The organism is Burkholderia pyrrocinia (assembly GCF_003330765.1).
GTDB lineage: Bacteria > Pseudomonadota > Gammaproteobacteria > Burkholderiales > Burkholderiaceae > Burkholderia > Burkholderia pyrrocinia_B.
In genome coordinates this window covers 646,824-665,182 of the sequence record NZ_CP024903.1, presented here as the reverse complement: position 1 = coordinate 665,182, position 18,359 = coordinate 646,824, and the positions used below count along the sequence as shown (strand labels likewise).

Sequence of the window (18,359 nt, the reverse complement as noted above, 5' to 3'; positions counted from 1 at the left end):
CAGCATGCGGGCGTTCCGTTTCAGTCGGATGTCATCGCGCACCCGCCACGCGCGAGGCGACCGGCGCACCGTTGCGCACGCATCGGCCTGCCTTGTTCATGCCTCCCGCTCCCCTTTCCGTCATTTCTGCCGGCCCGCCCCGCCCGAACCGGTAAAATGCGCGCCTTCGTCGCGCGGCCGGGCTGCCAGACCGTTCGCGCGCAAGCAGCCGATCGCGCCCCCAACTATATCGTCCGAGCTATCCGCGCTATTACAATCCGCCGATAGCCGGGCAATAGTGGCTGGTTACAGTAAGCCGGCCGCGCGCTGCCTGCCTTTACAACAATTCGGCACAACAAGCAACACGACAACCCGACCGGAGAAACGCCTTCATGGAATCCATCAAGCGGTATTTCGGCTTCGCTGAAGCCGGCACCGACTTCCGCACCGAAATACTCGCGGGCGTCACCACGTTCCTGACGATGGCCTACATCATCTTCGTCAACCCCGCGATCCTCGGCGACGCCGGCATGCCGAAGGAATCCGTGTTCGTCGCGACCTGCCTCGTCGCGGCGCTGGCGTCGATCATCATGGGGCTGTACGCGAACTACCCGATCGCCTGCGCGCCCGGCATGGGCCTGAACGCGTATTTCGCGTACACGGTCGTCAAGGGGATGGGCTTCACGTGGCAGGCCGCGCTCGGCGCGGTGTTCATCTCCGGCTGCCTGTTCCTGCTCGTCACGCTGTTCCGCGTGCGCGAGGCGATCGTCAACGGCATTCCGAAAGCGCTGCGGATTTCCATCACGGCGGGTATCGGCCTGTTCCTCGGCATCATCTCGCTGAAGACGTCGGGCGTGATCGTCGGCAGCCCGGCCACGCTCGTCACGCTCGGCGACCTGCACAAGCACGACACGATCCTCGCGATCATCGGCTTCTTCACGATCGTCACGCTCGACCACCTGCGCGTGCGCGGCGCGATCCTGATCGGCATCATCGGCGTCACGATCCTGTCGTTCTTCTTCGGCGACAACCAGTTCCACGGCGTGTTCTCCGCGCCGCCGTCGATCGACGCGACGCTGTTCAAGCTCGACATCGGCGCCGCGCTGTCGACCGGCATCATCAACGTGATCCTCGTGTTCTTCCTCGTCGAACTGTTCGATGCGACGGGCACGCTGATGGGCGTCGCGAACCGCGCGGGCCTGCTCGTCGAAGGCAAGATGAACCGCCTGAACAAGGCGCTGCTCGCCGACAGCACGGCGATCGTCGCGGGCTCGGTGCTCGGCACGTCGTCGACCACCGCGTATATCGAAAGCGCATCGGGCGTCCAGGCCGGCGGCCGCACGGGCGTGACCGCGCTCACCGTCGCGGTACTGTTCCTCGCGTGCCTGTTCATCGCGCCGCTCGCCGGCGTCGTGCCGGGTTATGCAACGGCACCAGCGCTGCTGTACGTGTCGTGCCTGATGCTGCGCGAGATGGTCGACGTGCCGTGGGACGATGCGACCGAAGCCGTGCCGGCCGCGCTGACCGCGCTGCTGATGCCGTTCACGTACTCGATCGCGAACGGCGTCGCGTTCGGCTTCATCGCGTACGGCGGCCTCAAGCTGCTGACGGGCCAGGCCCGTACGGTCAAGCCGGTCGTGTGGATCATCGCGGCCGTATTCCTGTTCCGCTTCTTCTATCTCGGCAGCGAATGACCGAGGCGCATCGCTGCGCCGCACGATGAGCAACGCCACCTTCGGGTGGCGTTTTTGATTTCGCACGATTTCGTCTGCGATCCTGACGAATCGACGCGCCTGATCATGCCGGCACACGAACGATCCGGCACGGCACGCATACGAAAATGCCGCGCGGCCCCGCCGAACGGCATTGCGTAGATGGCAACGTCTTCGCGTGCGCACCGCCCGCGATGCGCGCCGCAAGACGAGCGTCGTTTCGTCAGCGCCAGTTGGCCTCGTAGAAGCGCACGTAACCGCTGCGCAGCGTCACGCATTGCGCGCGCGTCTCCGACAGCAGGCGCCGGGTGGCCGCCTCGATACGCTCGCGGTGCTGGTCGAATGCGCCGACCATATCCTCGAAGCGCGGCGATGCCGCGCCGAAGTGGTCTTCCAGCGCCTCGGCGGTGATCTGACATTGGACGCGCTCGCCATTGACCAACGCCGTGAACTCAAGCATCAGGTCGCGCCCCGAATACTCAGGCTTCTCGTTCGTGAAATGGATCTGCATGGAAGCCGCCTCGACCGGTAGAAAACGAATGACCGCGTCCGTCGTCCGCTACCGGCCGGACGAAATGTACGCGGGCTCGCCAGCAGAGGCACAGCCCGCGGGGTATAGCGCGGACGATGCATGCCGGTTGCTTTCACTTTAGACGGTTTCGCGCAGGAGACAAATATTCCGGTGTGCGTCGTTCCGACGCGCATTTCATCTGATCAGAGCGACATCCGGCACCGTTTCGGAAACGGGCGTCAGTGCGGATCGGTGGGCCAGACGTTGAGCGCGACCGCGGCCGTCGTGGCGCCCACCGCGATCGCGGCCGCCCCGTATCGCACCGCATCGGTCAGATCGAACAGCAACCCGTGGATCGCCACGGCAATGCCGCCCAGCATGATGAAGGTGGCGATGGCCGCCAGCACGACTCTCAGTTCTGTCCGAACCATGATCCGTCTCCCGAACGGATGCATGTCGCGTCGCATGCATGTTGCAATGCGGAACACGGCGCGTGCGTGCTCCATTTCCATCATTGCAGGCGGGCGCTTAAAAGCAAGGGGATTTTGTTCGCAGTCGCATATCGCACGCGGCGCTTGTATGATGATGCGTACCCGGACGGTCGGCCTCGTGCACCGATGGTGCGCCGCAAGCGGCGCATGGAATCCGCAGATCGTTTCGGCGATGAAGCTTCGGCAAGTACCGGGGCACGGAAGTAGCCGATCGAGGCGCATGGGGCCCGAGTGAGTGCTGAAGCACTAACCGGGTCGACCGCGAAGCATGGGACCCGATGCAAAGCATGGGGTCCGAGTAAGTGCTAAAGCACTAACTCGGGTCGACATAACCGCTAAAGCGCTAACTCGGGTCGACCGCGAAGCATGGGACCCGATGCAAAGCATGGGGTCCGAGTAAGTGCTAAAGCACTAACTCGGTCCGACATAACCGCTAAAGCGCTAACTCGGGTCGACCGCGAAGCATGGGACCCGAGTAACCGCTAAAGCGCTAACTCGGGTCGACAGGAGACAAGTCATGCCGCAATCCTTCGTGCTGCCCGCCACCGCGGGTCGCACCGACCTGCTCGCGCAGGCGCATGCGCGTTCGACCGCGGTCGGCCTGCGCGCACACGAGCGCCCGGATTTCTCGCCGCTGTCGCGCATCGCGCTGCGCGAACTGCTCGACACGAATCACTCACTGTTCTCGCACGCGCGCCCGGTCATGGAAAACCTCCACGCGCAAATCGCCGATACGCAAAGCCTCGTGCTGCTGACCGACGCCGACGGCGTGATCCTGCACAGCATCGGCGACGCGGACTTCATCGAGAAAGCCAACCGCGTCGCACTGTGCACCGGCGTCTCGTGGGCCGAAGGCGCACGCGGCACCAACGCGATCGGCACCGCGCTCGCATCGGGCCAGGCCGTCGCGGTGCACGGCGCCGAACATTTCCTGCAGGCCAACCACATCCTCACCTGCTCGTGCGCGCCGATCTTCGACCCGTTCGGCCGCACGCTCGGCACGCTCGACGTCAGCGGCGACCCGCGCGGCTCCAGCCCGCATACGCTCGCACTCGTGCGGATGTCCGCGCAACTGATCGAGAACCATCTGTTCGCGAACCAGTGCGCCGAAGCATTGCGGCTGCGCTTTCACGCGCACGAGGAATGCGTCGACTCGCTGTTCGCCGGGCTCGTCGCGTTCGGCCCCGACGGCGGGCTGATCGCCGCGAACCGCAGCGCGCAATTCCAGCTCGGCGCGCCGTTCGATGCGCTGCAACATCAAGGCAGCGACGCGCTGTTCGGCATGCGCTTCGGCCAGCTCGCGCAGCAGGCGGCACGGGCGCCCGGCGCGACGTTCCGTCTCACGCTGCCGACCGGCGTACGCGTGCTCGCACGCTGCGAATTCGCGGAAGCGCACCGGACGGCCGTCGCCGTCACCCCGCCCGCGCCAGTCGCACGCGTGCGTACGCCCGACCCCGACGTAATCACGTTCGCGACGCTCGACACCGGCGACGCGCGTATGGCCGCCGTGCTCGAGCGCGTCGCGAAGATTCGCGGGCGCGACCTGCCGCTGCTGATCCTCGGCCAGACCGGCACCGGCAAGGAATGGCTCGCCCGTGCGCTGCACCAGGCATCGCCGCGCGCGGACGGCCCGTTCGTCGCGGTCAACTGCGCGGCGCTGCCCGATTCGCTGATCGAGGCCGAGTTGTTCGGCTATGAGGACGGCGCATTCACGGGCGCGCGCAAGCGCGGCAGCCCCGGCAAGATCGTGCAGGCCGACGGCGGCACGCTGTTTCTCGACGAAATCGGCGACATGCCGCTCGCGCAGCAGGTCAGGCTGATGCGCGTGCTGCAGGAGCGCGCGGTGATGCCGCTCGGCGGCGCGCGCGCGGTGCCGGTCGACGTGCGCGTGGTCTGCGCGACCCATCGCAACCTGCGCGCGATGATCGCGGAAGGCACGTTCCGCGAAGACCTGTTTTACCGGATCAACGGGCTCGCGGTCACGCTGCCGGCGCTCGCCGCGCGCACCGACCTGCCCGCACTCGTCGACCGGATTCTCGCGCGGCTCGCCCGCAGCGAGCCGATGCCGCGCCGCCTCGCGGCCGACGTGCTCGACGCGTTCGCGCGACACCGCTGGCCCGGCAACCTTCGACAAATGACCAACGTGCTGCGCACGGCCGGCATGCTCGCCGAAGACGAAGACGAAATCGCGCTCGCCCATTTGCCCGACGATTTCTGGCTCGACTGCGACGGCGCACCGGCCGCGCCGGCCGCAACAACACCGGCCGCATCGGCCGACACGCGCGAAGGGACAACGCTGCAAAACCACCAGGCCGCGGTGATCGACGCCGTGCTCGCGCGGCATGGCGGCAACGTATCGGCGGCCGCGCGCGAACTCGGTCTCGCGCGCAATACCGTGTACCGGTACCTGCGCCGGCACTGACGCCAGCGGCCGGCAGGCCCAGCGGCTGGCGGCTTCGGGTATGCTTGCCGCGTTGCCGTCGAACCGCCGCCCGCTTCAGCCATGACCGATCCAGAACACCCTCCTCTCGTGCGCATCGAGCCGCTCGGCGCAAGCTTCGATGCGCCCGATTCGCTGACGCTGCTCGAGGCCGCCGCGTTCGCGCGCGTGTCGCTACCGCGCTCGTGCCGCAACGGCACGTGCCGCAGTTGCCTTTGCCGGATCGTCAGCGGCAGCGTACGCTACACGATCGAATGGCCTGGGCTGAGCCGCGAGGAAAAGGCCGACGGCTATACGCTGCCGTGCGTGGCCGTCGCGACGTCGGACCTCGTGCTCGACGTACCCGATGCGGTCATGCTCGACTAGACACGGCGCGCGGTCGCGCGCCGTCCTGCAACGGTTGATCCTGCATGGAGAACGTCATGACCCCGCAAACCGATCGCATCGAAAAACAGACCCTGCTCGCGGCGCCGCCAGACCGCGTCTGGGAAGCGGTCAGCAATTCCGGCGAATTCGGCCTGTGGTTCGGCGTCACGTTCGACGGGCCGTTCGCGGCCGGCCAGCCGCTGTTCGGCCGCATCACGCCGACGCGCGTCGACGACGACGTCGCCAAGGCACAGGAGCCCTATGCGGGCACTGTGTTCGAGATCGTCGTCGATCGCGTCGAGCCGAAGCAACTGTTCTCGTTTCGCTGGCATCCGTTCGCGATCGACCCGAATTTCGATTACACGTCCGAGCCGATGACGCTCGTCACGTTCGCGCTCGCCGCACAGGCCGGCGGCACGCTGCTCACGGTCACCGAAACGGGTTTCGACCAGTTGATCGAAGCGCGCCGCGCGAAGGCGCGCGAGATGAACGATCAGGGCTGGGCCGCGCAGATGATGCTGATCACGAAATATCTGGCGAAGCACGCATAGCGTGCCGCAACGCCGCATGCCCGCGTCGCGACGTGCGTGGCATAATCCGCTCCATCATCGTCCACACGCCGCCGCGCATCGCATGCTGAGTCGTCGTCTCCGGAAGATCGGCAGTCTGATCGGGATGCTCGCCATCCTGATGACGGCGCTCGCGCCGACGATCTCGCAGGCGCTGACTACGCAAGGGCGCGTCGATGCGCTGCTGGCCGGCTACTGCACGGCCGCGCCGGCTGCCGCCGACCACGCGGCCGATCCATCGTCGAAAAGCCTGCAGGCCCACCTCCACGCATGCGGCTATTGCAGCCTGCTTGCCCATACGCCCGCACTGCCCGCGCCCGAACTGACGTTCGCGGCCAACGTGCGCGTCATCCAGCACCGCGAAGCCACCCGCTTCGAAAGCCTGCGCCGCGCGCTGCCGCTCACGGCCGCGCAACCGCGCGCCCCTCCGTTCGCGTCCTGAACCGTCGTCGTCACGCGTGATGCCGTAGCGCATCGCGTGGTCCGCGCACGCCGCCGGCGTGCGTGACGTGTCACGTTTCGAAGGACGATCATGCCCCGCCGTGTTGCGCGCGGCGTCGTGCCGCGCGCGGTTGGCCGCGCGCGCATCCGTCCGTCGAATCCGTGTTTCTCCATCCGATTCGCCACTCGCACATCCAGTCATGAAAACCATCACTTTCGTTCGCGGCGCACTCGCCGCACTCGGCTTCGTCGTCATCCAGGCCGCCCACGCACATGCGCTCCCGAAGACACAGGAACCGGCTGCCAACGCCACGCTTTCGGCCGCGCCGCACGCGGTCACGATCGACTTCAGCGAAGCGCTCGAGCCTGCCTTCAGCTCGATCGCCGTCACCGACAGCCACGGGCAGTCGGTCGCCGACGGGAAATCGGCCGTCGACGCCGGCAACCGGAAGCAGATGCACGTCGCGCTGGCCAGCCTGACGACCGGCACGTACACGGTCGCGTGGATCGCGGTGGCCAGCGACGGCCATCGCACGCAAGGCCGCTATACGTTCACGCTGAAGTGACGCACGCGATGTGCATCGGCGTTCCGCGCCGATTGCATCGCCACCGATGCTCTCCGCAGCACACCCTATAAGGATAACGAACCATGAAACGCTCAATTCCAATCAGCCTGATGTTCGCACTGCTGGCGCTGCAAGCCCCCGCTACGTTCGCCGCACCGGTCGTTCACGCAGAAAACTGCTGGATCCGCGCAATGCCTTCGACGGTCCCGTCGTCCGGTTACTTCACGCTGAAGAACGACGGCGACGCGCCCGTCACGCTCACGGGCATCGATACGCCCGCGTTCGGGATGGCGATGCTGCATCAAACGCAGACGAACGGCAGCACCGCGAAGATGGTTCACGTCGATGCGGTCGAGGTGCCCGCGCACGGCACGGTCACGTTCAAGCCGAAAAGCTATCACGTGATGCTGGAGCAACCGCGCCAGGCCGTCGCGCCCGGTGCGAAGGTGCCGTTCCGGCTGCATTTCGCGGACGGCTCGACGGTGTCCGTGACCTGCGACGCCAAGGCGCCGACGTACACCGGCCAGTAACGCCGTATGCGCCACGATCGAAGGAGTCGAACATGAAAAACTGCCCGCCGCTGGCCGACCTGATCGTCCGCTACCGGACGCCGCTGAATATCGCCGTGCTGATCGTCTGCGGGTTATGGGCCGCGTGGATCGCGTGGATGACACGGCCGGCTGCGATCGATACGCCGCCCCCGATCCCCGCGTACTGCATGCGCGACGCGCGCTGACGCCGGCCCGGTTCCGGCGGATTCGGGTCGTTCACAGCGTCTATTCGGCCGGCGTGCGCCGGTTCCATCGCGGCTTCGGCATGAGTCGTGCGGTGCGTGTGCTCAAGCGCGCCAGCGGGCTGCTGTTCGTCGGGCTCGGGATCAAGCTGCTGACTGCGCGGCAAGCATAAGCGGCGCAATCCGGAGCACGGCCCTGCGGCGCGATGCCGTCAGGGCTGGTGCGCGGCCAGCGCCGCCGTGATCTCGTCGAACGACGGCCGGGCGTCGACGTCCTCGCTCAAACACGCCGCCGCCAGCGCATCGAGCGCGTTCCTGCCGGTCCACGTGCGCGGTTCGCATCGCTCGAGCAACTCGCCGAGCAGATAGCCGAACGCCCGTACCTCGAGCCGTTCGAACCGGGCGCCGTGCATGCCGTCGTTCACGTCGTAGAGCGACGCCGCACCGAAATCGCCGAGCAACGCGCCGCCTTCGCCGTCGTGCAGGATGTTGTGCGCATACAGGTCGCCATGCATGATGCCGCGTGTGTGCAGATGGCCTGCGACCGACGCGATGCCATGCGCGATCCGCACCGCTGCCGCCGGCTCGAATCTGGCGTCGGCCGCATACACGTCGCGCGTGCAGGACGCGAAGCTCGGCGGCCCGGCGAGATTCGCGAGCGCAGGATCGACCAGTTCCATCACGAGGCCGTGCGTGCCGTCCGGATGCCCGCGCACCTTGCCGATCACCGGGATCATGTTCGGGTGACTGCCGGCGTGCAGGCACGCCGCCATTTCGCAATCGGGCAGGCCATCGCTCGTCACCGCGCCCTTGAACAGCTTGACCGCGACCGCCCGTGGCGGGCCATCGTTCGCGCGCCATTGCGCACGGTAAATGACGCCCGACGCGCCTTCGCCCAGCTTCTGCTCGCATGAAAGCGATGCCCAGTCGACGTCCGTGACCGCAGACCCGGCCGACGCCGCGGCCTCGGGCGCGGCACTGAACGGATTACCGGCGTACGCGAGCCATGCGAGGCGCGGCAGGTGCAGCAGCCAGTCGGGCAACGCATCCAGCCGGTTCGCCGACACGCGCACCAGTTCAAGCGCGCGGCATGCGGCCATTTCAGCAGGCAGCGCGCGCAACCGGTTGCCGGCGAGCATGAGCTTCTGCAACCGCGAACAGTCGCCGATGTCGGCGGGCAGCGCATCGATGTCGTTGTCGGTGAGAATCAGCCAGCGCAGCGCGCGCGGCAGCGCGCCGCGCGGTACCGTGCGAATCCGGTTCGCCTTGAAGCCGATCATGTCGAGTTGCGGACATGCGCCGAGCGCCTCAGGGAACTCGGTGAAGCAGTTGCCGGACGCGAACAGGATGCGCAGGCGATACAGTCGCGGCAGGTCGTCCGGCAGTGCGGACAGCGCATTGCCGGTCAGGTCGAGCACTTCGAGCGTGTCGGCAAGATCGAAGATCTCGCGCGGAAATTCGGCCAACCCACATGCGAGCTTGAGTTGCCGTGCGCCCGACAGTTGTCCGGCCTGCAGTTGTTCGAGAGTGGTTGTCACGGTGGAAAGCGGGTAGCAATGGCAATGATCGTCGGACCGGTCGCATGAATTCTACCGGGATCGCTTTCGCGCAGTCGTCCACCGTGTCACATCCCCTTCACAAACGCGCAATGTGACGCTAGAATGGCGCCCCTTGCAGTGCAGTGCCGACGTGGTGAAATTGGTAGACACGCTATCTTGAGGGGGTAGTGGCGAAAGCTGTGCGAGTTCGAGTCTCGCCGTCGGCACCAGATGCGGTTTCCCCGCGTTTCGAGCATTTCCAAAAACCCGCGACAGTGCATGGCTTCGCGGGTTTTTTGTTGCCATCGCGCGTCATGCAGGCGAGATCGTCGCGATGAAAGCTACCGGCGCGCCACGCCCGGTCAGCAGCGTGCGCAGGCCTCACGCTCCAGCCGCTCGCGATGGTGGGGATGGGCGACGGCAATCATCTTCGGCATGCGCTGCGCGAGCGACAGGCCGCGCAAATCGGCGATCCCGTATTCGGTGACGATCACGCACGCGTCGCTACGCGGCACCGTGACGGGGCCCGACAACCGCGTCACGATGCGACTGTGCACGCCTGCGGTGGACGGTAATGCGACAACCGGCACGCCACCGCGGCTGATCTGCGCCGCGCGCAGGAAATCACCGACGCCGCCGATCGCGCCGACGTAGGTACCCGCGGCGACCTCGGCATTGATCTGCCCCGTCAGGTCCACCTCCACCGCCGAATTGATCGCGACGAAGCGGTCGATCCGACGCAGCACGTGCGGGTTATGCGTGTATTCGGTGCCGCGCAGTTCGAGCGCGGGATTGCGATGCGCAAAACGGCGCACGTGCGCGGAGCCGATGATCACCCCGCCGACGGAGATCCCCGCGTCGATCGTCTTGCGCGCATTCGTCACGACGCCGGCTTCGCACAGCGCCGCGACGCCGTCCCCGATGCTGCCGGTATGCACACCCAGGTCGCGCTTGCCGTGGAGTGCCGCCATCACCGCGTCCGGAATCGCGCCGATGCCCGTCTGCAGCGTCGCGCCGTCTTCCACGAGCGGCGCGACGTGCCGCCCGATCGCCTGTTCCACTGGCCCGGGCGTCGTTGGCGCGGCGTTCGGGAACGACGCGTCCGACGTCACCAGCAAATCGATGTCGGCCGCGCGCAAATAGGGGCCGCCATAAGTCCAGGGCACGTCGGGATGCACTTCCGCGACGATCGCCCGCGCATGTTTCACCGCTTCGACCAGATACTCGCGCGCGAGCCCGAGGCTGTAGCGGCCGTGCTCGTCCGGCGACGAGACCTGCAACATCACGACGTCGATCCGCAACGCACCGCTGCGAATCAGCTCCGGCAATTGCGAATAGTGCGCGGGGAGAATGTCGAGCACGTTCGCGCTCGCAAGCTTGCGGTTGGCGCCGCTGCCGCAATAGGCGAGGAAATCGAATGCGTCGGTATGTTCGGGGGCCAGTATGTCGGCGAGGCCGATACCGAGAAAGAGGCGGATCCACTTCACGCTGTGCCGCTGGGCGACCAGCGCGCGCATCAGCGTCACCGGTTCGGCGTGCGACTGGCCCCACATCACCGTATCGCCGGGACGAATGAGCGTGGACAGTGCGCGGCAGTCGCCGGCCTGGCGGGCATCGGCCGAACCGACCGGAATTGCGAGTTCTGCGTGGTTCATGGCTGGACATGGTCGAATGTCGCACTGAACGCCCCGAATCGTCGGGCAATGCGACGGGTATCGACATCCATCGTGTGCGGCACCAATGAACGCGTCAATGCACGGCCGGACGCTGTTCCGTACGTCGGAATGCCAGCGTCCCGCCTTTTCGTGCGACACGTACTGCCTGCCCGGCAGGCCCGATTCCACATCTCCCGCACGGCTTCCGAAGTACGGAATCATTGGGCAAACGGTATTGACGTGACGACAGTCGAACCGACACTGTTGACGCTACGGCAGTGCCACGGTCTTTTCCACACGACTGGCGGCGGATTGTTGATTGGAAAAGGAAACACAAGGTGAAGGTATGGGTCCCGGTCGAACGCGTGGCCGATGTGAGCCTCGTCGGCGATCCGTTCGAGGCGGCTGCGGAATCGACGGGCCAGCCTGGCTAATTGCAAGGCTCAAACGATGCAAAAGCAACGAACCGAGGTTTACACATCGAGCATGACGATCGCGCGCGCGGCAGCGCGTGACAGCGCCAACGCGGAAGACGCCGCGCTGTGGCGATGGTTCGCTGCGTTGCTCGACGAGCGGCGGATACGCTGGTGCCACAGCGGGCGTGGATGGCTGGTCAGCGTGGATCATCGCCACGTTGCCACCGGCACGCAGTTCGACCAGGCGATGCGGATGGCAAAGGAAAACGTCGATGGTGGTGGTTCCGGGCGCATCGAGACGCCGTCGAAATCCACCGGATCCGGAAGAAGGATTCACCTCGTGAAATAGGCGGGGCATCCTTCAAGCGCCGAAAAGCAATCATGTGCACGACGCCGGTCAAACGCCGCAGACAAATCTTCAATCGCGCTACCGGATCGCCTCCACGAGTCGGCACGATCAACATGTGCAGGCGGTCATCCGCGATCACGCCCGATGCAGCAACCGCCTCGACATTTCCCACGACATATTGCAGGCAAGGCCGCGCGATGCGGCTTTACCCTTAAGGGTCTCCACGCTCGCCACGAGGCCTGGCGCACGCCTGTTTCACTGCACGGAATCGGATAGCCCAATCAATTGACGGTGACGTCAGCCACGCATCTAATCACCGAACGTTGCGACAGCAGGACGTTGCAGGTTCGGATGAGACGGGTGAAAGGTCGTTGTCGATTGATCCCGAACTACCCCTGTCTATCAGTTATCCGAATCAATCATTCGTCCGCTGATTGCTACGTCACGACACATAAATTCAGAAGAGATTTGGAGACGTTCGATGAAAAAGACGATTGCGCTTTGCGCAGCGATGGGCTGCATCAGCGGCACGGCAAATGCGCAGAGCAGCGTGCAGTTGTACGGGATCCTCGACGAAGGGCTCAACTACGTCAGCAACGCATCCGGCCATCACCTGTACAGCCTCGCGAGTGGCGTGCTGAACGGCAGCCGGTGGGGATTGCGCGTGCAGGAGGACCTCGGCGGCGGTTACGGTGTGGTCGCCGTGATGGAAAACGGCTTTGACGTGAATACCGGCAAGCTCGGCCAGGGCGGCCTCGAATTCGGTCGGCAAGTCTATGTCGGCCTTTCCGGTCCGTACGGTGTCGTCACCCTCGGGCGTCAATACGATTCCGTCGTCGATTCGGTCGGCCTGCTCGAAGCGGGCGATCAATGGGGCGGCTACCTGGCCGCCCATCCGTCCGACAACGACAATTTCAACAATACCAACCGCGTCAACAACGCGATCAAGTACACCAGCCCGACATTTCACGGAGTGACCGCGACCGCCCTCTACTCGCTGGGCGGCGTGCCGGGTCGCACGGGACGCAACCAGATCTGGTCGGCTGGCGCCCGCTACTCGAACGGTCCGTTTTCATTCGGCGCGGGCTATCTCAACGTGCGCAACCCGAACACGTCCTTCTACGGATCGGGGGGAACCGTCGCTCCGACGGTCAACGAAGTGCCCGGCTCGAACTTCGGCGCATCGCCCGTGATTTCGGGCTATGCGTCAGCGCATACGTTGCAGGTGATCGGCACGGGCGCCGCCTACACGATCGGTTCGCTGACCTTGGGTGCGACCTATTCGAACACGCAGTACCGTCATCTCGGCGATACCTCGACGGGCCCCGTGCCCGCCGGCGGCATCGGTGGAACCGCGAAATTCAATAATGCCGAACTGAACGTGAAGTACCAGATCACGCCGGCATTTGTCGTGGGCGCCAACTATGTCTACACGAAGAACAGCGGCGCCGATGCGGTCGGGGGCGCCCACTACAACCAGGGGTCGATCGGCGCCGACTACTTCCTGTCGAAACGGACGGATGTCTACTTCGTCGGCTCGTATCAGCGCGCGAGCGGAACCGATTCGACCGGCCGAAGCGCGGTCGCGTCGATCAATCAGTTGACGCCGTCGACATCCAATCATCAGGTGGCGCTGCGCATCGCGATGCGACACAAGTTCTGACGCGCCCCGACGGCTGCGATCATCCAGTCGACAGGCCGCGCCGCAACGATTCCGCCGCAGACATCGCGGGGGAATCGTTGCGGCGCGCGCTGCGTTTCGAATCCGTCACGACGATCCGGAACCGGTCGTCGAAGCCAGCGGGCCGCTTACAGATCCAGAACCAGCCTGGCGGACTTCGACCGGGAACAGCACGGCAGGAACTGGTCGTTCGCTGCCCGTTCGTCGGGCGTCAGGCAGAGATCGAAATGCTCCGGCTCTCCCGCGAGCACGCGGGTCGCGCAGGTCCCGCACACCCCCTGCTCGCACGACGTTTCGATGTCGATGCCGGCCTTCGCGAGTGCCCGTACGACCGATTCGTTCTTTTCGACGACGATCACCTTGCCCGAGCTCGCTATCTCGAATTCGAACCGGCCATCCCGATCCGTCTGTCGCGCCTCTGCGGCAAAGAACTCGACATGCAGTTGCGCTTCCGGCCACCTGCTCGCACGCGCGATGGTCAGCACCGCATCCATGAAACCCTTGGGTCCGCATACGTACAGCTGCGTGCCGTTCTCGGGAGCGGCGAGCCGTGCCGCGATATCGAAGCGCTGGCCGTCGGCTTCGTCGTCGAAATGAACCTGCACGCGGCCGGCGTAGCGTGCGCGGGCGATACGGTCGAGAAATGCCGTGCGCGCGCGTGAACGCGTGCAGTAATGCAGGTCGAACGACGCATCGATGCTGGCGAGCCGTTCCGCCATGCAGAGCATCGGCGTCACACCGATGCCGCCTGCCAGCAGCAGGCTGTGCGTGGCGTCATGCGCCAATGCGAAATGATTCCTCGGCACGCTGATCGTCAACGCGTCGCCGACTTTCACCCGATCGTGCATGCCGGCCGACCCGCCGCGCGACTTGGGATCGCGCAGGACGGCAATCTGGTATCGATGCGTTTCGTCGGGTGCATTGCACAGCGAATACTGGCGCGTCGGGCCGCCGGGCACGCTCACGTCGATATGCGAGCCCGCCGAGAACGGCGGCAGCGGCAGGCCATCCGCGTGAACCAGTTCGAAACTGCAGATGTCGGCGGCTTCGTCACGCCGCCCCGCAACACGGACTTGCAGCCCGTCGATCATGCTCGTCACCTCTCCTCGTCGAACGCCGCAAGCGCGTGCGTCCGCGTTCGTCAACCCGATAAAAACGGACGACGTTCATCGTCCGGCGGATGCATCGTGTCGATGTCGATGCACGTCGAACAGGCATCGCTGTTCCGTCATCCTGATTTTTCGATTACAGAGGCGCGGGCCGTTCGATGTCAATTCGACTCATTTCGACGTTCCGTACTTCGGGCCGCTTCCCTGCTTGCGGCGGATATTGCGCGCCGACGCACGCGACGCGGGCTCATTCACCTGCATGAACGACCAGACCAATGATAGGAAGGCCGCATGCCACCGGGCATCACCTTCCAGGGGGACAAGCGGCCTGCATTGTTAAGCTGGATTTACATGTGTAGTAGCTGGCCGGCGCTTGCCGATGGCCGATGCGGTTCCTACCATTTGAACCTGGCAGCACGCTCGCGAATAAGCCTTCGCAAGTCGCTCGTTTCCCCTGCAATCCAGGAGGTCGTCATGCAGAAAGTCAGCTTCAAGAATCTCAACGGCCAAGGCATCACGACGTCAGCCGTGATCCACTTCCCCGCCGGCTTCGACGCGAGCAGGAAGTACCCGGCCATCGTCGTCTCTCACCCGGGCGGCGGCGTGAAGGAGCAGACGGCCGGCCTGTACGCCGGGAAGCTGGCGGAACAAGGCTTCGTGACCATTGCGTTCGACCGCTCCTATCAGGGCGAGAGCACGGGCGAGCCGCGCCAGCTGGAGAATCCGTCGGTCAGCACCGAGGACGTGAGTGCCGTCATCGACTACCTGACCACGCTGCCTTACATCGACCAGGACAACATCGGCGCGATGGGCATCTGCGCGGGCGCGGGCTACAGCGCCAACGCTGCCATCAATGACCGTCGCATCAAGGCGCTGGGCACCGTGAGCGCCGTGAACATCGGCCAGATGTTCCGCAACGGCTGGGAAAACACCGTCAAGGACGCCGATGCCATCGGGCTGCTGGAAGCGGGCTCGCAGGCGCGGACCCATGACGCCGGCCAGGCCGGCTACGCCACGATCCCGCTCGCCCCGATGAAGAAGGAAGACGCGCCCAATCCCGAGCTGGCCGAAGCGTGGGAGTACTACCACACGCCGCGTTGCGAGCACCCGAACGCCCCCGGCTTCGCGCTGGCCCGCGATCTGACCCAGATCATCACCTACGACGCCTACAACAAGGCCGAAGCGTTCCTGACCCAGCCGATCCTGGCCGTGGCAGGCAGCGTGGCAGGCAGCAAGTGGATGAGCGACGACCTGCTCGCGCGCGCCGCCAGCCAGGACAAGCAGATGCACATCGTCGAAGGTGCGAATCACATGTCGCTGTACGACGTGCCGCAATACGTGGACGAAGCCGTATCCGTGCTCGCGCCGTTTTTCCGGCGCACGTTGAAGTAAACCTGTACGCGGGCTGTGCCCGCGCCCCCATTTGACTGGAGTCATTCATGAGCACGAGCAACATCAAGAGCGTGACCTACCCGAACCTCGGCTGGGACACGGCTGCCGACCTCTATTTCCCGCCCGGTTTCGACGAGAGCAAGCAGTACCCCGCGATCGTCAGCACGCACCCGATCGGCAGCTGCAAGGAGCAGACCGCCGGCAACATCTACGCGAAGGGGCTGGCCGAGGAAGGCTTTGTCGTGCTGGTGCACGACGCGAGCTTCCAGGGTGCGAGCGGCGGCACGCCGCGCTTCATCGAAGATCCGTCGATCCGCGTGTCGGACATCCGCTTCGCGGTCGACTACCTGCAATCGCTGCCCTATGTCGATGCCGGCCGCATCGGCGCGATCGGCGTGTGCGGTGGCGGCGCCTACACCGTTCATGCCGGCATCACCGATCACCGCATCAAGGCGCTCGTGTCGATCACCGGCGTGAACTACGGCCGCCTGATCCGCGAAGGCTTCGCCAACTTCAAGCCGCTCGAATTCGCCGAGAACATGGCCGCGATGCGTACCGCGGAGGCCCAGGGTGGCGGACGTCATGTGGCCAACCTGTTGCCCGATTCCGTCGAAGCGGGCAAGAAAGCCGGTATTACCGACATCGACGTGCTCGAAGCCACCGAGTACTACAAGACCGCGCGCGGGCAGCAACCCAACGGCGCCACCAGCCAGCTGATGTCGTTCAGCAGCGCCGCGATGGGCTGGGATGCTTTCCTGAACGCCGAAGTGCTGTTGACCCAGCCGCTGCTGGTCGTCATCGGCGACAAGCCGGGCGGTTTCGGCGCCTACCGTGATGGCTGGGAGATCTACAGCCGGGCCGGCTCGAAGAACAAGCAGATCGTCGTGGCCGAAGGCTGGTCGCACTATGAGTTGTACGACAAGCCCGAACCGGTCGGCATCGCCATGAAGAAGGTCGTGCCGTTCTTCAAGGAAACGCTCTAGGCTCGAGCCACGGGCCGGCTTGCTTGGCGGGCGTGGCACACGCCAGCCGTATCTTAGTCATACGAACGATATTTCATAGAATTCCGGATTTCCGGCGAGACCGGATCGTCACGGGCGCGAGCAGCGGTATCGGCTTCGCGACAGCGCAGCTGTTCGCGCGGATGGCGCCAGCGTGGCGCCGACCGCGCGCCGCAAAGGAGCGTGCGCGCCGCCGGCGGCATCGCCATCAACGCAAAGGGAGCCCGTATCGTGAAGCATGTCCTCATTATTGGCGCAAACGGCCAGATCGCCCGCTGGGTGATCGACACACTCGCGGCCGACCGGAACGTCAGCCAGACTCTGCTCGTACGCACCCCCAAAAAACTCGGCGATACGCCGTCGAACGCGAAGGTCGTCATCGGCAACGTGCTCGACAGGACGCTGTTGTTGAACGCCGTGCAAGGACAGGACATCGTCTATGCGAACCTCACCGGCGAAGATCTCGACGCGCAGGCGAAGATCGTGATCGCCGCCATGCAGGCCGCGGGCGACAGGCGTCTCGTTTTCGTGCTGTCGCTCGGTATCTACGACGAAGTGCCGGGCAAGTTCGGCGACTGGAACAACGCGATCATCGGCGAAGACCTCAAGCCGTTCCGTCGTGCGGCCGATGCGATCGAAGCGTCGGATCTCCAATACACGATCCTGCGCCCGGCGTGGTTGATGGACGAGGTCGAGATCGATTACGAGCTCACGTCCAGGAACGAACCCTTCAAGGGCACCGTGGTGTCGCGCAAAAGCGTAGCCGATCTGATCGCCAGGATCATTGCCGAGCCCGAGCTGCATGTGGGAGAAAACCTCGGCGTCAACAAGCTGAATAGCGACGGCGACAAGCCTTATTTCATGTAACGCGCATTGCAGATGACATTACAGTATCTCGACGGGAGGATTGCCGTCATCACCGGCGATTGCTTTTCGCGGCGTCCGCCAGCCTCAGCGAAACTGAAAGCGAACCAACCCAAGAATCTGACTATACGGTAGAAATGTCGCGAGTCCACAAGCAAGAGGACTTGTTCAAAACGCATACATACCGCGACGGAATATTTTAGGTGCGCGCGTATACGTTCTCTTCCCTAGTGACGGCGTTGGAGGGCAGGTGAAAAATCCGAACCCCAACTTCTTCGTCCGACATCCGACCGCGTTCGGCACGAAGTCGCATCAAGCTGTTCCGAGTGTCGGCAGCTTCCCTTTATCACCTGAAAGTTTCGGCGCACTGGTCATGGCAATTCGCACATTACTTGTGGTCGCCTTCGAAGCCATCTCGTCGAGTTCTGAGTACCGACAAGAAGACGCTTGTTTTTAACCGGTACGGATACCTTCGAATGGACTAGGAAACACGTAGTTGTGGCGCCGACCAGCACCGCTTATGGGACGGGAGTGTTGCAAGCCATG

Annotated in this window: 19 protein-coding genes, 1 tRNA gene and 1 pseudogene; 16 read left to right on the top strand and 5 right to left on the bottom strand. The window is 64.8% G+C overall.

Going from position 1 to position 18,359, the window contains the following annotated elements:
• Positions 1 to 371 precede the first annotated feature (371 nt).
• The gene (locus CUJ89_RS20430; protein ID WP_114179296.1) at positions 372 to 1,673 is read left to right on the top strand and encodes an NCS2 family permease; all 1,302 of its coding nucleotides are present in this window, start codon (positions 372 to 374) and stop codon (positions 1,671 to 1,673) included.
• Between the two features lie 241 nt (positions 1,674 to 1,914).
• Here the strand turns inward: CUJ89_RS20430 and CUJ89_RS20425 are convergent, their stop codons facing one another.
• Positions 1,915 to 2,202: a DUF1488 domain-containing protein gene (locus CUJ89_RS20425; protein WP_114179295.1), complete on the bottom strand. Its 288-nt coding sequence runs from the start codon at positions 2,200 to 2,202 to the stop codon at positions 1,915 to 1,917.
• A 239-nt stretch (positions 2,203 to 2,441) separates the two neighbouring features.
• The gene (locus tag CUJ89_RS20420; RefSeq protein ID WP_236655046.1) at positions 2,442 to 2,717 is read right to left on the bottom strand and encodes a DUF2964 family protein; all 276 of its coding nucleotides are present in this window, start codon (positions 2,715 to 2,717) and stop codon (positions 2,442 to 2,444) included.
• A 493-nt stretch (positions 2,718 to 3,210) separates the two neighbouring features.
• Here CUJ89_RS20420 and CUJ89_RS20415 point away from each other — a divergent pair, with 493 nt between their 5' ends.
• The 8 genes and pseudogenes from CUJ89_RS20415 to CUJ89_RS38955 all read left to right on the top strand — a co-directional run.
• On the top strand, positions 3,211 to 5,115 hold the full coding sequence (locus CUJ89_RS20415; protein ID WP_114179294.1) for a sigma-54-dependent Fis family transcriptional regulator: 1,905 nt from the start codon (positions 3,211 to 3,213) through the stop codon (positions 5,113 to 5,115).
• Between the two features lie 81 nt (positions 5,116 to 5,196).
• On the top strand, positions 5,197 to 5,499 hold the full coding sequence (locus tag CUJ89_RS20410; protein ID WP_114179293.1) for a 2Fe-2S iron-sulfur cluster-binding protein: 303 nt from the start codon (positions 5,197 to 5,199) through the stop codon (positions 5,497 to 5,499).
• Between the two features lie 56 nt (positions 5,500 to 5,555).
• Positions 5,556 to 6,050 carry an SRPBCC family protein gene (locus CUJ89_RS20405; protein WP_114181466.1) on the top strand — a complete coding sequence of 165 codons (495 nt, stop codon included), beginning with the start codon at positions 5,556 to 5,558 and terminating at the stop codon, positions 6,048 to 6,050.
• A gap of 82 nt (positions 6,051 to 6,132) precedes the next feature.
• The gene (locus tag CUJ89_RS20400) at positions 6,133 to 6,510 is read left to right on the top strand and encodes a DUF2946 domain-containing protein (protein ID WP_114179292.1); all 378 of its coding nucleotides are present in this window, start codon (positions 6,133 to 6,135) and stop codon (positions 6,508 to 6,510) included.
• A 199-nt stretch (positions 6,511 to 6,709) separates the two neighbouring features.
• Entirely contained in the window at positions 6,710 to 7,075 is a 366-nt protein-coding gene (gene copC, locus CUJ89_RS20395) for a copper homeostasis periplasmic binding protein CopC (RefSeq protein WP_114179291.1), read from the top strand.
• Between the two features lie 83 nt (positions 7,076 to 7,158).
• Positions 7,159 to 7,605 (top strand): copper chaperone PCu(A)C, encoded by a 447-nt coding sequence (locus tag CUJ89_RS20390; RefSeq protein ID WP_114179290.1) that lies wholly within the window; start codon positions 7,159 to 7,161, stop codon positions 7,603 to 7,605.
• A 32-nt stretch (positions 7,606 to 7,637) separates the two neighbouring features.
• Complete coding sequence (locus tag CUJ89_RS38320) at positions 7,638 to 7,811, top strand: hypothetical protein (protein WP_201752379.1); 174 nt, start codon at positions 7,638 to 7,640, stop codon at positions 7,809 to 7,811.
• Between the two features lie 26 nt (positions 7,812 to 7,837).
• A pseudogene (locus CUJ89_RS38955) lies at positions 7,838 to 7,981 on the top strand (LysE family translocator); the annotation flags it as partial.
• Between the two features lie 39 nt (positions 7,982 to 8,020).
• Here the strand turns inward: CUJ89_RS38955 and CUJ89_RS20380 are convergent.
• Positions 8,021 to 9,346: a leucine-rich repeat-containing protein kinase family protein gene (locus CUJ89_RS20380; protein ID WP_114179289.1), complete on the bottom strand. Its 1,326-nt coding sequence runs from the start codon at positions 9,344 to 9,346 to the stop codon at positions 8,021 to 8,023.
• Positions 9,347 to 9,491: 145 nt separating this feature from the next.
• Between CUJ89_RS20380 and CUJ89_RS20375 the strand changes: the two genes are divergently transcribed.
• Positions 9,492 to 9,576: transfer RNA gene (locus tag CUJ89_RS20375), tRNA-Leu, on the top strand.
• Between the two features lie 132 nt (positions 9,577 to 9,708).
• Here the strand turns inward: CUJ89_RS20375 and CUJ89_RS20370 are convergent.
• Positions 9,709 to 11,001, bottom strand: a complete 1,293-nt coding sequence (locus CUJ89_RS20370) for an acetyl-CoA hydrolase/transferase family protein (protein WP_114179288.1) — start codon at positions 10,999 to 11,001, stop codon at positions 9,709 to 9,711.
• A gap of 450 nt (positions 11,002 to 11,451) precedes the next feature.
• Here CUJ89_RS20370 and CUJ89_RS20365 point away from each other — a divergent pair, with 450 nt between their 5' ends.
• Both CUJ89_RS20365 and CUJ89_RS20360 read left to right on the top strand, forming a co-directional pair.
• On the top strand, positions 11,452 to 11,766 hold the full coding sequence (locus CUJ89_RS20365) for a hypothetical protein (protein WP_236655045.1): 315 nt from the start codon (positions 11,452 to 11,454) through the stop codon (positions 11,764 to 11,766).
• A gap of 481 nt (positions 11,767 to 12,247) precedes the next feature.
• The gene (locus tag CUJ89_RS20360) at positions 12,248 to 13,429 is read left to right on the top strand and encodes a porin (RefSeq protein WP_114179287.1); all 1,182 of its coding nucleotides are present in this window, start codon (positions 12,248 to 12,250) and stop codon (positions 13,427 to 13,429) included.
• Positions 13,430 to 13,575: 146 nt separating this feature from the next.
• Here the strand turns inward: CUJ89_RS20360 and CUJ89_RS20355 are convergent, their stop codons facing one another.
• Entirely contained in the window at positions 13,576 to 14,538 is a 963-nt protein-coding gene (locus tag CUJ89_RS20355; protein WP_114179286.1) for a PDR/VanB family oxidoreductase, read from the bottom strand.
• Positions 14,539 to 15,030: 492 nt separating this feature from the next.
• Between CUJ89_RS20355 and CUJ89_RS20350 the strand changes: the two genes are divergently transcribed.
• The 4 genes from CUJ89_RS20350 to CUJ89_RS37805 all read left to right on the top strand — a co-directional run bounded on the left by CUJ89_RS20350 (position 15,031) and on the right by CUJ89_RS37805 (position 18,270).
• Positions 15,031 to 15,948: an alpha/beta hydrolase gene (locus CUJ89_RS20350; protein ID WP_114179285.1), complete on the top strand. Its 918-nt coding sequence runs from the start codon at positions 15,031 to 15,033 to the stop codon at positions 15,946 to 15,948.
• A gap of 47 nt (positions 15,949 to 15,995) precedes the next feature.
• Positions 15,996 to 16,931, top strand: coding sequence for an alpha/beta hydrolase (locus tag CUJ89_RS20345; RefSeq protein ID WP_114179284.1), 936 nt, complete (start codon positions 15,996 to 15,998; stop codon positions 16,929 to 16,931).
• Positions 16,932 to 17,132: 201 nt separating this feature from the next.
• Positions 17,133 to 17,816 (top strand): SDR family oxidoreductase, encoded by a 684-nt coding sequence (locus CUJ89_RS20340; RefSeq protein ID WP_236655044.1) that lies wholly within the window; start codon positions 17,133 to 17,135, stop codon positions 17,814 to 17,816.
• A 247-nt stretch (positions 17,817 to 18,063) separates the two neighbouring features.
• Positions 18,064 to 18,270, top strand: a complete 207-nt coding sequence (locus tag CUJ89_RS37805) for a hypothetical protein (RefSeq protein ID WP_152036651.1) — start codon at positions 18,064 to 18,066, stop codon at positions 18,268 to 18,270.
• Positions 18,271 to 18,359 lie beyond the last annotated feature (89 nt).

Excerpts from the sequence above, each read along its gene's own strand:
- CUJ89_RS20430 (WP_114179296.1), top strand. The coding sequence starts at position 372 with ATGGAATCCATCAAGCGGTATTTCGGCTTCGCTGAAGCCGGCACCGAC.
- CUJ89_RS20425 (WP_114179295.1), bottom strand. The coding sequence starts at position 2,202 with ATGCAGATCCATTTCACGAACGAGAAGCCTGAGTATTCGGGGCGCGAC.
- CUJ89_RS20420 (WP_236655046.1), bottom strand. The coding sequence starts at position 2,717 with ATGATGGAAATGGAGCACGCACGCGCCGTGTTCCGCATTGCAACATGC.
- CUJ89_RS20415 (WP_114179294.1), top strand. The coding sequence starts at position 3,211 with ATGCCGCAATCCTTCGTGCTGCCCGCCACCGCGGGTCGCACCGACCTG.
- CUJ89_RS20410 (WP_114179293.1), top strand. The coding sequence starts at position 5,197 with ATGACCGATCCAGAACACCCTCCTCTCGTGCGCATCGAGCCGCTCGGC.
- CUJ89_RS20405 (WP_114181466.1), top strand. The coding sequence starts at position 5,556 with ATGACCCCGCAAACCGATCGCATCGAAAAACAGACCCTGCTCGCGGCG.
- CUJ89_RS20400 (WP_114179292.1), top strand. The coding sequence starts at position 6,133 with ATGCTGAGTCGTCGTCTCCGGAAGATCGGCAGTCTGATCGGGATGCTC.
- copC (WP_114179291.1), top strand. The coding sequence starts at position 6,710 with ATGAAAACCATCACTTTCGTTCGCGGCGCACTCGCCGCACTCGGCTTC.
- CUJ89_RS20390 (WP_114179290.1), top strand. The coding sequence starts at position 7,159 with ATGAAACGCTCAATTCCAATCAGCCTGATGTTCGCACTGCTGGCGCTG.
- CUJ89_RS38320 (WP_201752379.1), top strand. The coding sequence starts at position 7,638 with ATGAAAAACTGCCCGCCGCTGGCCGACCTGATCGTCCGCTACCGGACG.
- CUJ89_RS20370 (WP_114179288.1), bottom strand. The coding sequence starts at position 11,001 with ATGAACCACGCAGAACTCGCAATTCCGGTCGGTTCGGCCGATGCCCGC.
- CUJ89_RS20365 (WP_236655045.1), top strand. The coding sequence starts at position 11,452 with ATGCAAAAGCAACGAACCGAGGTTTACACATCGAGCATGACGATCGCG.
- CUJ89_RS20360 (WP_114179287.1), top strand. The coding sequence starts at position 12,248 with ATGAAAAAGACGATTGCGCTTTGCGCAGCGATGGGCTGCATCAGCGGC.
- CUJ89_RS20355 (WP_114179286.1), bottom strand. The coding sequence starts at position 14,538 with ATGATCGACGGGCTGCAAGTCCGTGTTGCGGGGCGGCGTGACGAAGCC.
- CUJ89_RS20350 (WP_114179285.1), top strand. The coding sequence starts at position 15,031 with ATGCAGAAAGTCAGCTTCAAGAATCTCAACGGCCAAGGCATCACGACG.
- CUJ89_RS20345 (WP_114179284.1), top strand. The coding sequence starts at position 15,996 with ATGAGCACGAGCAACATCAAGAGCGTGACCTACCCGAACCTCGGCTGG.